General features: G+C 70.9%; 10 protein-coding genes. 3 read left to right on the top strand and 7 right to left on the bottom strand.

The genetic code is table 11. From position 1 onward, the window contains the following. Positions 1 to 139: 139 nt before the first annotated feature. Together TU31_RS25770 and TU31_RS25765 are read right to left on the bottom strand one after the other, a co-directional pair. Entirely contained in the window at positions 140 to 2413 is a 2274-nt protein-coding gene (locus tag TU31_RS25770) for a penicillin acylase family protein (protein ID WP_042158650.1), read from the bottom strand. A 328-nt stretch (positions 2414 to 2741) separates the two neighbouring features. Then, positions 2742 to 3854: a glycosyltransferase gene (locus TU31_RS25765; protein ID WP_245698708.1), complete on the bottom strand. Its 1113-nt coding sequence runs from the start codon at positions 3852 to 3854 to the stop codon at positions 2742 to 2744. 369 nt (positions 3855 to 4223) lie between these two features. On the opposite strand from TU31_RS25765, the gene TU31_RS25760 reads away from it, so the two are divergent. Further along, positions 4224 to 4730, top strand: a complete 507-nt coding sequence (locus tag TU31_RS25760) for a hypothetical protein (RefSeq protein ID WP_042158647.1) — start codon at positions 4224 to 4226, stop codon at positions 4728 to 4730. Between the two features lie 91 nt (positions 4731 to 4821). On the opposite strand, the gene TU31_RS25755 is transcribed toward TU31_RS25760, so the two are convergent. Both TU31_RS25755 and TU31_RS25750 read right to left on the bottom strand, forming a co-directional pair. Then, positions 4822 to 5583: a MerR family transcriptional regulator gene (locus TU31_RS25755; RefSeq protein ID WP_042158645.1), complete on the bottom strand. Its 762-nt coding sequence runs from the start codon at positions 5581 to 5583 to the stop codon at positions 4822 to 4824. A 262-nt stretch (positions 5584 to 5845) separates the two neighbouring features. Continuing rightward, positions 5846 to 8953 (bottom strand): ATP-binding protein, encoded by a 3108-nt coding sequence (locus TU31_RS25750; RefSeq protein WP_042158954.1) that lies wholly within the window; start codon positions 8951 to 8953, stop codon positions 5846 to 5848. Between the two features lie 452 nt (positions 8954 to 9405). Here TU31_RS25750 and TU31_RS25745 point away from each other — a divergent pair, with 452 nt between their 5' ends. Continuing rightward, positions 9406 to 9996 carry a UbiX family flavin prenyltransferase gene (locus TU31_RS25745; RefSeq protein ID WP_042158953.1) on the top strand — a complete coding sequence of 197 codons (591 nt, stop codon included), beginning with the start codon at positions 9406 to 9408 and terminating at the stop codon, positions 9994 to 9996. Positions 9997 to 10394: 398 nt separating this feature from the next. Next, positions 10395 to 10952, top strand: a complete 558-nt coding sequence (locus tag TU31_RS25740) for a hypothetical protein (RefSeq protein WP_158894652.1) — start codon at positions 10395 to 10397, stop codon at positions 10950 to 10952. A 102-nt stretch (positions 10953 to 11054) separates the two neighbouring features. Here the strand turns inward: TU31_RS25740 and TU31_RS25735 are convergent, their stop codons facing one another. The 3 genes from TU31_RS25735 to TU31_RS25725 all read right to left on the bottom strand — a co-directional run bounded on the left by TU31_RS25735 (position 11055) and on the right by TU31_RS25725 (position 14363). Then, on the bottom strand, positions 11055 to 12242 hold the full coding sequence (locus TU31_RS25735; protein ID WP_042158640.1) for a M6 family metalloprotease domain-containing protein: 1188 nt from the start codon (positions 12240 to 12242) through the stop codon (positions 11055 to 11057). A 57-nt stretch (positions 12243 to 12299) separates the two neighbouring features. Beyond that, entirely contained in the window at positions 12300 to 13565 is a 1266-nt protein-coding gene (locus tag TU31_RS25730; RefSeq protein ID WP_042158637.1) for an alpha/beta fold hydrolase, read from the bottom strand. 111 nt (positions 13566 to 13676) lie between these two features. Continuing rightward, the gene (locus TU31_RS25725; RefSeq protein ID WP_042158634.1) at positions 13677 to 14363 is read right to left on the bottom strand and encodes a GntR family transcriptional regulator; all 687 of its coding nucleotides are present in this window, start codon (positions 14361 to 14363) and stop codon (positions 13677 to 13679) included. Between the last annotated feature and the right edge of the window lie 45 nt (positions 14364 to 14408).

The raw sequence follows: 14408 nt of genomic DNA, 5'->3' as shown, positions 1-14408 counted from the left end.
GGGTGAGGTGGAGCAAAGTGCCCGGACCGGGTTTCCACCCACGGTCCGGGCACCTTCACCTCTTCACCGGCTACGACACCCACCGTCGCCGGGCACCGACCACCGCTGGCACCACCACGGCCACCGCTACAGGCCACCGCTACGGCTCCAGGAGAATCCTCACCCCGCCATTGCGCTCGATCGCCTGCTCGCTGTACAGCAGCGGGAAGTACTCCCCCGCGCTCCACTTGTCGTGGAGGTCGCTGTAGTGCTTGCTGCGCTGATCGCCGGACTGGCCGGGGGCGTTGATGACGCGCGAGTTGTCCCATCCGCCGACGTCGATGGCCATCTTGAAGGTCGCGCCGACGACTTCCGCGTACGGATACTCGGGGTAGTGGAAGTACGAGGCGCAGACCGTGTCGAAGGTGCCGCCTCTCTCGGTGGGCCCCACGTTCGGGCCGCCGAGTGGGTGGATGAATACGTGGATGTGCATCGCGCCCCACCGCCACGCGTTCTCGTCGGCGCCGAGTTTCGAGGCGACCTCGGCGTAGGCCTTCGGGAGCGTGCTGAGCAGCAGTTCGTCCCGCTTGCGCGCGCCGTTGGCGCCGAACCAGTCGTCGGGGCGGACGAATGAGTCGTTCACGAGGCGCAGGTCCAGATCGATACTGATACCCACGAGCTGATCGGCCGCCGGCTTCGGCAGCAGGAGCTGGGCCCACGCGGGATACAGGAACCGCATGACCCACGTCTCGAACAGGGCCGCTGCCGCCGAGTCCTTGTCGGCGACGCCGTCATAACCGGACAGCAGCCGCAGCGCCTTGGCCGTCGTCGGGTCGGCCGAACGCAGCTTCTTCACATAGGGCAGGATCTGCCGGGCCACTCCCGACTTCACATCGTTCTGAAGCGCCACGGTGTCAGCGAGGGAGGTACGTCGCTGCTGGGAAAGGACCTCGTGGATCCGGTCCTTCCGATAGGCCGGCTGCCACTCGTATGTGGGCGTCGGATAGCCGGCGGGGAAGTTGTACTCATTGGCCGACACGAAGAAACCCGACCGCGGATTGTGCGAGGTGGGCAGCTGCGCGTTCTTGTAGAACCCGTCCCATTCGAAACGCCCGTCACCGGGCACCGGAAGCCGACCGTCATACCCTCGGCCGCTGCGCTTCGGAAGGATCGCTCCGGGAACCCAGCCGATGTCGCCCTTGGTGTCGGCGTAGACCAGATTCGAGCCGGGGGTCTTCCATGTGCTGATCGCCTCGACGAACTCGCGCGAGTCCGCGGCACGCTGGTAGTTGAGGCTGCCGAGATAGGGCGAGGAGCCCGGTTCGGTCCAGACCGTGCGCACCGCGTAGGCCCTGTGGTTCTTTTCGTCAATCTTGACGACCGGGCCGTGTCGGGTGAACGAGAGCTGAGCCTGGCGGGGTTCGCCGCCGGCCACCGGAATGTCTTCGGTGACGGTGGTCAGCTTTTCCCAGCCATCGCGGTAGCGGTATTTGCTGTGATCCTGCGGATCGAGTTCATACACGTAGAGATCCGCCTGGTCGGCGGGGAGATTGGTGAGACCGAACGCCACATTGCCGTTGTGCCCCATGCTGATGCCGGGATTCCACGGTTCACCGGCACCGATGATGTTCAGTCCGGGAGCGCTGAGATGGGCGATATAGCGGTTGGCGGGCAGTGTGTAATCCTCCCGGTGCGGATCGCCCGCGAGGATCGGCCGGCCGGTCGCCGTCCGCGTTGGCGCCACCGCCCAGGCATTGCTGCCGGTCACGCTCTCCCGCAGGGCATTCTGCCCGTCCGACATCCTGCGTAAGGTGCCGTTCGCGAACACCATGGGAGACGTGGCGAGGCTGTAGACCCCGAGGACATCGGCGGGGATGAGGCTCAGATCGAGCCCCTCCGGCACCTGCACGGTGTGGTCGGGCTCCAGCTTGCGGAAGTAGCCGCTCGCCTTATTCCCTCCGACGTTCATCAGCCGGGCACGGGCGACCTGCGAACTCAGGGTGTTCCCGATTGCGTGGGTACGGATGCGCACCACGTCCTCCGGAATCCAGCGTGCGGGCCGGTAGCCCAGCTTCTGGAATTCGGTCGGCATGGCGTCGGGGTGGTCACCGAGCCAGTCGAGGTAGCCGTTGATCCCGGCGACGAAACGCGTCGCCGCCTCGCGCGCCTCGGGCCCATAACTCGCCCACTCCGCCGCCATGTCACCGCGGTAGAGAAACAACCGCGCGGCTCTGTCCTGCTCGACGTAGGACGCACCCAGCACCTCGCTGAAACGGCCCAGACCGCGCCGCCGCCAGGTGTCGATCTGGAAAAGCCGCTCCCGGGCGACATTGAAACCCTGCGCCTGGAACAGATCACCGACGTTGTCGGCAAAAATATGCGGCACACCCCAGATATCGACCGTCATCCGCACCGGCCGCTTCAGCCCGGGCACGGAATATCTCTGCCCCTCGTCCTCCTTCCACCGCGTGCCCAATGGCTGGGCAACCGCCGTACCGGCCGGGAGGGTGCCGGTCAGCGCGGCAGCAGCGCCGACGAGCCCGGTACCCAGCAGGGCCCGGCGGGAAGGAGGACGTGACATGGCATTCCTCAAGACGAGTTCGGCGAACGGTCAGTGACCCGCAGCGGCATCACACACACGGACATCACGCCCCTTCCTCCGAGGGGTCGAGGCCGATGCCCCCGCACGGGAAAGCTATCCGGCCGCCGAGCGCCCTCACACCCGTAACCAGCCCCTAATCTGCGGGGTGCTGTCACTACCCCTAAAGGCTGTCCCGCATTTCCGTGAGGTCCAAGGGCGGCAGCTGAGACAGCTCGGCGCCGGCCGCGCTCATGGCGGCGGCGTAGCGCGGGGTGCCCAGGAGCGCCGTCAGGGCGTCGGCGATCTCGCCGCGTATGGCCGTGACGTCCAGCGCCCGGCCCAGGCCGCTGCGGGCGAACGCGGCGGTATTGTCGGGCTGATCGGCGAGAACACCCAGGCCCAGGACGGGTGTTGCCCCCTGTACCGCGTCGAGCAGGGACGCCCGGCCTCCGTGCGTCACGAACAGGTCGGCCCGGTGCAGAAGCGCGGGCTGCGGGGCGTGCTCGACGACCTTGATGTGAGGGCTCGCGCTCGGCAGGTGCGGCGCGAGGTCTCCCGCGGACACGATCGCGTCGCAGTCGATCGCGTGGAGGGCGGCCATGATCTCCCGGTAGACGTTCTCGATGGCGGTCCGCAGGCCGGACATCGCGGTGGTCAGGGTGCCGAGGCTCACGTAGACGAGCGGGCGCGACGGGCGGAAGGAGGGGACACGGTCCAGCCACTCGGGGAGGGCGGTGCGGAAGGCCGCGACGGTGCGTCGGACCGCGCGCGCCGAGGGTGGGGGCGCCTCGTAGAACCAGTGGACCGGCGCGGGGGTGAGCATCGGGGGGAGCGTGGGTGTGTCCTGCTCGTACTGCTTGTAGAGGGGAAGCAGCGCGGGCGCGATGTGCGTGTCCCAGAGATCCAGGAGCACCGGCCCGAGGCCGTTGTCCGCTGCGAGCAGGGGCAGTTGCAAGGCCCTGGCCGCGAGGTGCGCGCCGAGGTCGCTGCACTCGGCGATCACCAGATCGGGCCGCTCCCGGGTCCACGCGGTGAGCAGGTCATGGGCCTTCGCCTCGGCCTGTTCGGGCCAGAGCCGGCCGAAGACGTACCGGTTGAAGGGGGCGTTTCCGTACCTCTGCCAGACCTCGCTCGCCGCCTGCTGGACGCCGGGCTCGCACGTCCAGTTCGTACCGGCCCCGGAGAACGCCACCCCGCGTCGCCGGGCTTCGCGGCGGAACATGAGGGGGGCGTGGAGCGTGACGTGGTGGCCCTGTTCAAGGGCCGGGCAGGTGACGTAGTCCAGCGCGGACACATGTGAAGGTATCGGTTCAGCGGTGATCGCTATCCGTAAGGCCACCAAGGCACTCCAAGCTCTTTCCATCGGGTCAACGCCCTGGGCGGTGCGGCAGCCTTCGGCCGCTTCGACCGTGCTGCGCTGTTACGTGCCTCGGTGTTTGGCTGTTGCGTTGCCGAGGCGGCTCGATTCGAGCCTGCGGCATGCTCCGTCCCAGCCCCCACCAGCGACGGGCAGTTCGGGATACGGGAACGTCTGAACCAGCCGTGACCAGCAGATATACGCGTCACCTGGAACGCTGGAAAGGAACGCCGGGCAGCTTCGGGCATCCTTGGCGCCGAGTGACGGGTGGGGAACCTTCTTCCGCCCCCTCTCGTCAGTCACCACGTGTTTGGACCTTGGAGTGACATTGACGAGTTCACCAGCCGGATCGAGAACATCATCGGTGGCTACCCCACCGGGGACCCGTGGGCGACGATTGAGCTGTGCATAGGCCAGCTGGAGACCGATGTGGACAGTGATGCCACTGTCTACTGGGTCCTCGGTGTCGCTGCGGTCGGGCCGTGGATGGAGTGGTGTGACGAGCGGCCGGATCTCGTCCGGCGGGCGGAGAAGGCGCTGGAGGGGGCGGTTGCTGTCCTTCGCCGACACGAGGACAGCTGTACGCATGACGCGCATCCGTGGGATGGAGGGCCGTTCGTCGTCCCGGACGATCTCACGACGTTCATGTACGAGATTCAGGAAGCGGACGAGTGGGAGCCCGATCCGGAGTACCCGGACGACGAGGCTCCGTACGGCGCGGACTTCGGCACACGCATGCGGTGCCCGCGCAATGTGGCCGCGTTCGCGAGGAACCCGTCCGCCCTCTCGGGGATGGCGCCTGACCTCGACTGACCGGACCGCTTTCTTGCGGACCGGCGGGCAGGCCATGGATGGGAGCCGCCGCCACGGGCGAACCATGCCCTGGCGGCGGCCCCGCTCCCCCTCAGCTCAGCCGCGTCGTGGCGTACACCTCGATGGCATCGCGCTGATACGCGGCCAGGCCCGGTGCGATCGCCTCGTATGCCGCGTGCCACTGTTCGTTGTCCACGCAGGAACGGCCGATCGCGCGATACTCCTCGGCGGAGGCGGCCCGGAGTTCGGCCAGCCCCCGGTACTGGGCATCGATCTCGGCCTGCACCGGTTCGGCGTCGGCCGGCATTCCGGCGGCCAGCAGTTCGGCCAGCCGGATCATCTGCGCCGTGCGCTTGCGGTGCCCGGCCTCGATCTCCGCCTCGCTCATCGCCGACGTACTCCGCTCGACCTCCCCCGCCAGTTCCGGGAAGGCACGCAGGCTCTCCTCGTACTGGGCGGGCTGGACCCCTTCGAAGAGGTTCTCCGGTCTGTTGATGCCGGTCATGGGGCTGCCGTCCTTCCCGGACTGCTCCAGTTCGGTGATCGTGCGGGAGACGGTGCCGGCCAGGGCATCCAGCCGGTCGCGCTCGGCGAGCAGCCGGCGGTGGTGGCCGCGCAGGGCCGCCAGTTCGTCGATCTGCGCGGCCAGCACCCGGCCGATCTCGGTCAGCCCCAGGCCCAGCGCCCGCAGTACGAGGATTTGCTGCAACCGCAGCAGCTCGCGCTCCTCGTAGTAGCGGTGACCGTTGGTGCCGATCCGGGCCGGCGGCAGCAGTCCGATCTCGTCGTAATGCCGCAGCGTCCGGGCCGTCACACCCGACATCCGGGCGACCTCCGCAATCGGCCAGGCCATCGCCGCCTCCTCACACATGTGTCACCGGGCCGCTCTCTGCGGCCCTGGTCATGACGGTAGAAGCTGCCGCAGGGACAACTTCAAGCCCCGGATTTCACGATGATGGCAAGGACCTGGCGTGCGGCGGCCGGAGCGTTCAGGCGGTCCCGTGCACCGCCGGTCGTGGTCGGTCCGGGGCCGGCGCCGCCGGTCAGATGCCTTCGGGGACGCGCCGGGGCGACAGTGCGTGCAGAAGCCCGGTGGCCGGCAGGTCGGGGTGGAGTTAGACGTGTTCGCGGCGCAGCTCGACCGCGGCGGCGAGTCTGCCGAAGGTCCGCGCGGCGGCCTCCGGGTCGCCGGCCAGGTACTCGGCCTGGCCGAGCAGGCCCAGGTGGAGCGGCAGGCGGAAGTGGGTCCGGGACCGGCCCAGTTCAGCGAGGGCGGAGCGCATCTGGGCGAGACCGTCCGCCGCCTGACCGGAGTGCGTCCGGGCCCAGCCCTCGGGCAGGCTGAGCATCGCCTTCCAGTAGAGCAACCCATGGTTCTCGGCCAGGCCAGTGCCCTCGGCGCCGGACCGCCCGGCGGTGTCCACGTCGCCCTCCCACGCCGCGATGACCGCGTCCACGTACAGCGCGAAGGCCCGGTCGGAGGGCCGGCTGTCGAACTCCGTCAGGAGCAGCAGCTCGCGGCGGCGCTCGGCGGCGGCGGTACGGTCGCCGATGAGCCAGTGGGTGAAGGCGTTGTAGGAGCGGCACGAGACCCGGGGGTCGTGCTGGAAGGTGCGGGCGAGCGTGAGCGCCTGGTGCGCGAAGCGGTCCGCCGTCGCCACGCCCTCCTCCAGCTTCGCCAGCGCCTCGGGCAGCCGGCCACGGACGTGCAGGACGATGCCCGCGCCGTAGGCGGCGCCGAGCAGGGCGACCGGATCGCCCGTACGCCCGCCGATCTCGCGCAGCAGCCCCGAGTACCGCAGGGACCCGTCGTACCGGCCGGTGACCAGCTGCGCCGCGCACAGGGCCCAGAGCACCGAGGGGTCCTCGGGGGCGGCGAGCGCCGTGCCGAGCGCCCGGCCCCGGTGGAGCGCGGCCTCCGCCTCGGCCGCGCCGTAGCCGCGGGTGGTCGCCAGCACCTGCCCGAGCTGGATGTGCAGCCGCTGTTCCAGGCGCAGCGTCTCCCGGTCGTCGGGCGGCAGGGTGCCGACCAGGTGCACGGCCCGCCGCAGCCAGATCTCCACCTGTTCGTAGGCGAGTTGGTGTTCGGCGTCCTCGGCGGCGCGCAGCAGGCGGGGCAGCACCCGGGCGGCGGGGAGCTCGGACCGGCCGTGCCAGGAGTGGTGGGCGACCCGCTCGGCCTCCGCTCCCCCGGCTTCGTCGCCGGGGCGCCGGGTCGCCAGCGCCTCGGCGACCCTGGCGTGCAGCCGGTGGCGTACCTGCCGGTCCAGTTCGTCGGTGAGGGTCTCCCGCACCAGCGCATGTGCGAAGTGCAGGCGGTCGGGGTGGTGCGGGTCCTCGGCCAGCAGTCCCGCTGCGATCGCCGGCTCCAGGGCGGCGCTGACGGGCTCGTCGGGGCCGGCCGTGCGCGCCAGGAGGTGGGTGTCGACCTCGGTGCCGATGACGGCGCACAGGTGCAGCACGCGGAGGACCGGTTCGGGCAGCGCCGTGAAGCGCTGGCGCAGCGCGTCCCGGACCCCGGCCGGAACGCTCGCGAGGAGCACCTCGATGGCTCCCGGTTCGTGCAGCCGGCGCACATCGCCGAGCAGGGTCAGCAGCTGCGTGACGAAGTACGGGTTGCCGCCGCTGCGCTCGTGGAGCACATCGATGACATCGGCGCGGACGCCGGGCCCGGCCTGGGCCTCGACGAGGGAGGCGACGGCCTGCCGGGAGAGGCCGCCCAGCCGCAGGGTCTCGGTGCGGGGCCCGCGCAGCACCTCCGAGAGCGCCCGGCGCAGGGACGTGTCGGACTCCATCTCGGGCTGACGGGTCGTCAGCACGATGCTCAGCGGACGGTCATGGCGCCGGGTGACGAGCAGTCTGAGCAGATCCAGCGAGGCGGCGTCGGCCCAGTGCAGATCCTCCAGGAGCAGCACCAGCGGGCGGGCGGCGGCCAGTTCCAGCAGCACCTCGCAGACCGCGTCATGGGTGAGGAAGCGGGCATGGCCCCAGTCACCGCCGGGCGCCACCCGCTCCGCGGCGTCGGCCGGATGCCTCGGCATCACCGGGGCCAGTAACGCTTCGAACGGCGCGCAGGCGGCGCGGAAGGCGTCCGGCCGGGTGGCCGACAGCCCGCGCAGGACCTGGGCCCAGAGCCAGTACGGCGGTACCCCCTCCCCCGGGAAGCAGTGACTCCACACCACGTCGGGAGCGTCGCCTGACGCGTGCAGGGACGTGGCGAGCTCGGTCAACAAGCGGGTCTTGCCGACACCGGCGGGACCGAGGACACAGGCCACATGGCCGTGTCCGGCGCGGGCCGCGGCGGCGGCCCGGGTCACCAGGCGCAGTTCGCGGGCGCGGCCGGCGAACAGGGACGGCCCGGCGGGCTCCGCCGGCTCACCGCCCGCACCGGGCGGGGCCGGCCGCTCGGCCTCGCCCGGAGTGGGCGCGGGCGGGGACAGCGCCACGGCAGGCCGGACGGCGGGCGGCACGGCCGGTGCGGCGGCCGGGCCGTCGTCGAGTTCCTGCCGGAGGATCGCGGTGCGTATCCGCTGGAGTTCGGCCGCGGCGTCGACGCCGAACTCCGCCACGAGATGGCTCCGGGTCCGCTCGTACAGCTCCAGCGCCTCGGCCTGCCTGCCCAGCTGCGACAGGGCGGTCATCAGATGACCGATGAGCCGTTCCCGGGCCGGATGGCGACGCGCCTCCTGCGCCAGCTCGGCCGCCACTTCCTCGGCCCCGCCGAGGGCGAGCCGCGCCTCGGCACCGCTCTCGACGGCCGTGAGCCGTAACTGTTCGAGCCGGCCGCGCTCGTCGAGGAGCACCGGGTGGGCGGAGAACTCCGTGTACGGGGAGCCCTGCCACAGGGCGAGCGCCTCGGCGATCCGGTCGCGTGCCGCCACCGCGTCCCGCCGCCCCAGCAGTCGGCGCCCCTCCGCCACCAGCTGCTCGAAGCGATGGGCGTCGCTCTGCTCCGGTGCCAGGCCCAGCACGTAGCCGGGCGCGCGGTGGCGCACCAAGGACGGTTCGCCCGGACCCTTCGCGACGTCCAGTGCCCGGCGCAGGTGGGAGACGTGGCTCTGGAGCGCGCCCACCGGCCGGCGGGGCGGCGCGTCCCGCCAGAGTTCCTCGACGAGTACCTCGGTGGGGACGACCCGGCCCAGCCGGATGAGCAGCAGGGCGAGCACGGCCCGGCGGCGGGGCGGACCGAGCGGCAGCTCCCGTCCGTCGTGCTGCGCCGTCATGGGCCCCAGGACGCGAAGGAGAGGTCCGGAGGCTCCCGCTCGCTGGTGCGGGCCGGGCAGGGGAGCTGCGGACATCAGGAGCCTCAATCGTTCTCACACGTGCCGGCCACGGGGTGCGGCCCGAAAGGGACGACGACGTCCCGAAAACGTGATCTTGGCACAGTCGGCGGGCGCTCTCCAGACGTCGAAATCAGCCACCGGCAAGGTTCCGGCAAGGAGCACCCGGCCCTCGGCAAGAGCAGGTCAGCGGCCGGAGCAGGATGCCGCAAGGGCCATACCGCAGGATGGGTCCGCGGGACCTCATACCGATGACCCCTACCGAGCGGAAACCTCATGCACGGACAGGGCAACGCCCCTCTCGCCCCACCTCTTTGCCGGATCGTGACGCCCCGTCAGGACCGCCGCTTCCCGGGAGGCGGCGCATGATCGGCGCGACATCCCCGTCCGCTCCGCTGCGCCTCGTGGTGGGCATCACCGGCGCGACCGGCGCCGTGCTGGGCGTACGGCTGCTGGAGCGGCTGCGGGAGCACGGCGGGGTCGAAGTGCATCTGATCATGAGCCGCTGGGCACACAGCACCCTGGAGTGGGAGACCTCTCTCAGCGCCCGGGAGGTTGCCGCGCTCGCGGCCTTCACCCACCCCCCGGAGGACCTGGGCGCGGCCATCTCCTCCGACGCCTTCCCCGTGCACGGCATGGTGATCATCCCGTGCAGCATGACGACGCTGGCCGTGATCCGCGCCGGCTGCACGGACGGCCTGATCTCCCGCGCGGCCGACATCACGCTCAGGCAGCGCCGCAAGCTGGTACTGGTGCCCCGGAAGACGCCGTTGAACGACATCCACCTGGAGAACATGCTGGCGCTCTCCCGGAGGGGCGCGGTCATCCAGCCGCCGATGCCGGCCTTCTCCCAGCGTCCGGAGACCGTCAACGACCTCGTCGGCCACACGGTGGACGGGGTGCTCGATCAGTTCGGCCTCGAAGCGCCCGGGGCCCGCCGCAGGCCGGGCCTGCGTGCGGCACCCGAGGCGGCGTCCTTCCGGTGAGCGGTGACGCGGTCAGCCGGGGAGAGACATTCCTCCGCCGCTCCCGTTGACCGAGGAGGGAACGTAGTGGTCGATCACACCCGCGTGCTGGCCGGCCCGGCCGGCCCGGTGCGAGTCGGGGTGATCGAGTCGAGGCCGGCGCCCGTGCAACAGGAAAGACGTGGCACGGGAGGCCAGACGACTGAGGGTGGCTTTCATCGGTCCTCCGTTCGAAATAGTCCGGTCCTGCGAGCATACGGAACACCGGGCGCGAGCAGGGGAAATCTCAGCCAGATCTGAGCGTCCGGTTTCACCTGGGCACCAACCACCGTGACAGGGAGTGCTGTTGGGGCCGTGCACGGCACCTTCGGGAACAAAACACATGGTGCCCGGCACATACGGCGAGGAACATGGACGCCATGGCCAAGGAGATCCGCCGGCAGCTGCAAGAGGCCGCCGAGAAGCATCAGTTCACCCGTCTCGTGCGCGCCCTTCCGGACAGTGACGAGCTTGAGGGTTTCGTGATCGAGGTGACCCCCTCATGGACGTTGATCGCGGAGTGCGGCCGCCTCGCCCTGGACGGTTTCGTGGCGCTCCGAACCCGCGACATCGTGCAGGTCCGACGCCGGGGCCCGCACGATCTGACGGTGCGCTGGCTACAGCGGCACGGCCCGTGGCCGCCCCCGCAGCCGCGTGGTGAACTCTCACTGACGGACGTCCGGTCCCTGGTGGAGTCGGTGAGCAGGCACTACCACCTGATATCCGTCTTCGAAGAGGACCTGAACCCCGGCGCGGTGTACATCGGCGCACCGGTGCGCACGGGAAAGAAGCGGCTCAAGCTGCTCGAAGTCAACCCGAGAGCCCGCTGGGCCGCCGCACCGTCGTCCTTCCGCTACGACGACATCACCCGCATCGACTTCGACGACCGGTACAACACCGTCCTGGACGCCCTGGCCGGCCCGCCGCCGCGCGCGTAGCGAGTCGGCCGGCGGCCGTGACGCGTCAGTTCGGCGGGAGCCTCGCCGCTGGTCCTCACCGCGGCCGCAACGCCGACCCTTCCCGTGGGGCGCCCCTCCCCCTCACCCCTTGCTCAGTCGCACCGTATCCCCCGTCGGACCGCCCGCGAGGACCTCGATGCGGGCTCCGGTGTCCGGGTCGGTGAAAGTCTGACCGGGCGTGTAGGCGGCCAGGTCCAGTGGGGTGCAGCCGGTGGGTGGAGTGGGGGCCGGGTGGGCGTTGATGATCCTTATCGGCCCGTCGCCGGTCCGGGTGGCGGAGTCGGCCTTGTAGAGGAGGACGCCGGTGGAGCAGGCGTTCTGGTCAGCGCCCTCGGCGCGGCGGGATTCGGCGACGTACGCCGTGGTCTCGCCGGTGCGCAGTACGGCGATCTTGGTTCCACCGGGGCGCTCCACCGGGGAGAGCCGTACCGTACGGCGTCCGGTCCGCGGCAGGCAGGCGACCTGGTCGTCGCGGACCCAGCCGAGCTTCCACGAGTGCCAGCCGAGGTACTGCGGCGCCGGGCCGGCGATATTGCCCATGACGTCCCAGCCGCCGGCGTATTGGTGGGTGGCGCCGGTGAAGGAGTACAGGTCGGGGAGGCCGAAGGTGTGGCCGGTCTCGTGGGCGGCGACCTTGTGTCCCCAACGCCACATGTCCTGGCCGAAAGTGACGGCCCATTTGATGCGGCGGCCGTCGGCGGTGACGCCGGGCGTGGCCGGGTCGTAGAGGTAGGTCGGGGAGAAGGAGATCGCGGCTGCCGCCTTCGCGGGGACGACGTAGACCATGTCGTATCGGGAGAGATCCGCGAAGGGGTCGGCGGCGGTGACCGCATCGCGCAGGTACTTCTCGTGGGCCTCGAAGGTGAGGCCGCGGGTGAACCCGTACGAGGTGGAGTCCGCGGGCATCCGGATCCAGCGGTGCAGCGAGCGGATGGTGAGCCGGGAGCGGCCGTAGCTGGCGCGGCTCATCCAGGCGGCGGCCGGGGCGAGGTGAGCGGCGTAGGCGTCCGTGGAGTCGGTGGCCCGGGCGTCGGGGAAGTCCACGAAGAGGGTCAGCACGCGGTGGGTGCCACCGGCGTGCTGGAACCGGGTGCGGTCGGTGTGGTGTCCCTCGTCGGTCCAGCCGGTCTTGCCGGGGAGCGCGCAATCTGCGGCGGGGGCAAGGGAGTTGGGCTGGGTCGTGGCGGCCGCGGTGGTCGGCGGCGCGAGACCCGCGAGGAGGGCGAAGGCCGCGGCGAGGGGACGCAGACGGGTGGGCAGGGCGGGCATGACTCTCCCATCGGAGGCAGTGGCAGGAGAAGGAAGCCGGGGGACGGGCGGGAGGGGTTACGCGCGGCCCGCGGCCAGGTCCATCAGGCGGGCCAGCACCCGGCCACCGGAGGCGGTGACGCCGTCGTGCTCCCACTCGTTGGTGACCCAGACGCGGGTGGCGCCGACCTCGCGGGCGGTGCGCAGGGAGAGGCCCGCGTCGACGTACATGTCGTCGTGGTAGACGATCGCGGCGAGCGGGACCCGGTTGGTGGCGAGGCGCCGGTGGTCGTACAGCGGCGGCCAGTCGGGGCGGGCGGCCAGCAGGTCGGCGGCGTCGGCGAAGGGTCGCAGGCCGCTGATCTCCCGGAACATCCAGGGGTAGATCATTTCTCCGGTGAGGAGGAGGGGGTCCGCCTCCTCGGTGAATTCGGCGAAGCCGTCGAGGGCCCGGGAGGCTGCCCAGCCCGTCGGGCCGGCGCCCTGCCCGTAGAGCGTCTCCTGAAGCACGGCGTACAGCGGATTGTCGGTGAAGCCGGTCAGATTCCGCACCTGATGGAGAAAGGTGTCGGTCAACTCGCCGTCGGCGTCCAGGGATTCATCGAGCAGCCAGTGGAGCCGCTCGAAGCCGTCGCCCATACCGAGGGCGAGGCCGAGGGTGCGCAGCCGGCGGGTGGTGAGGCGGTCGCCGTCGGGCAGCCGGACCTCGGTGGCCGTGAGGAGATCGGCGATCCGGCGGAGGCGGCGGGCGTCGTCCGGGTAGCGGGCGTAGAAGTCGAGGACGCGGTCCCGCACCCGCGGGTAGGTGCGGGCGTAGACCTCGTCGGCGGTGGCGGTGAGACCGGGCAGACCACCGGTCACGTAGCAGGCCCGCAGGCCCTCGGGGGCGCGGGAGAGGTAGGTGAGGGTGAGGAAGCCGCCGTAGCTCTGGCCGAGGGTCTCCCAGGGTTCGTCCGCGCAGAGTTGCCGGCGGATCAGTTCGGCGTCGGCCACTATCGAGTCGGCGCGGAAGTGGCCCAGGTAGGCGGCGAGTTGGGCGGGTGAGGCGAAGCGGGCGGCGGCTCGGGCGGTGACCGGGGTGGAACGGCCGGTGCCGCGCTGGTCGAGCAGGAGCACCCGGTGGGTCTGGAGTGCCTGGTCCAGCCAGCCGGGTGAGCCGGCCGATGGGCGGGGGGATTTGCCGCCCGGACCGCCTTGCAAGTACAGCAGCCAGGGCAGCCGCTCGTCCGCACGGACCGGGTCGACGACCTCGCGGGCGAAGACCTGTATGTGTTCCCCGGTGGGGGCGGAGTGGTCCAGGGGGACGGTGAAGAGGTGGTCGACGGTGGTGTATGCGGGGTTCATGGGTCCCTTCCACAGCCCGGGGGCGGCATGAAGCGTGACATCGCATGGACCGGCGGGAGGGCGGACGGCGTCGCTGTCCGTAAGGGGACAGGGCCCGCTGCCGTCGGCCCGCTACGTGGCGGATTTCGCCGCGGTCCCGCTCCTGGCCCAGAGCGAGCGGACATGGCCCAGGTGCTTGGCCATGCACTTCTCGGCGGCCTTCGCCTCGCCCGCCAGCATCAGGTCGAGGAGTTCGAGGTGTTCCTCGGCCGACGGGATCAGCTCGCCCCGCTCGTCCAGGGCCGTGAGCCCGTAGAGCCGTGAGCGCTTGCGCAGGTCACCGACGGTCTCGACGAGGCGGTCATTGCCGCTGAGGCCGAGCAGTTCGAGGTGGAACTGCCGGTCGGCCTCCAGGTAGCCGATGAGGTCGTGGTCGCGCGCGGCGCGCACGATCTCCTCGGCGACCGGCCGCAGCGCCTCCAGCTCCGCGCGGGCGGCGGAGCGGGTGATCCGCCCGACCATGGGAATCTCGATGAGTGCGCGGATCTCGGTGTACTGGTCGAGGTCGCGCTCATTGACTTCGGTGACCCGGAAGCCCTTGTTGCGGACGGGCTCGACCAGGCCCTCGCGCGCCAGGTCGAGCATCGCCTCGCGCACGGGCGTGGCCGAGATCCCGAAGTCCTCGGCCAGCACCGGCGCCGAGTACACCTCCCCCGGCCGCAGTTCACCGGAGATCAGGGCGGCGCGCAGGGCATGGGCGACCTGGTCGCGCAGCCGCTCCCGGGTGGCGTTGAGATCGCGGTGCTTCAGGTGCCCCATGGCGGTGGTGATCCCTTCCTGGCGGAGCGGATCACCAGCATACAA

Source organism: Streptomyces lydicamycinicus (assembly GCF_000829715.2).
Taxonomy (GTDB): Bacteria; Actinomycetota; Actinomycetes; order Streptomycetales; family Streptomycetaceae; genus Streptomyces; species Streptomyces lydicamycinicus.
The sequence above is the reverse complement of the archived record's forward strand: the minus strand, read 5'-3'. Positions and strand labels throughout refer to the sequence as shown.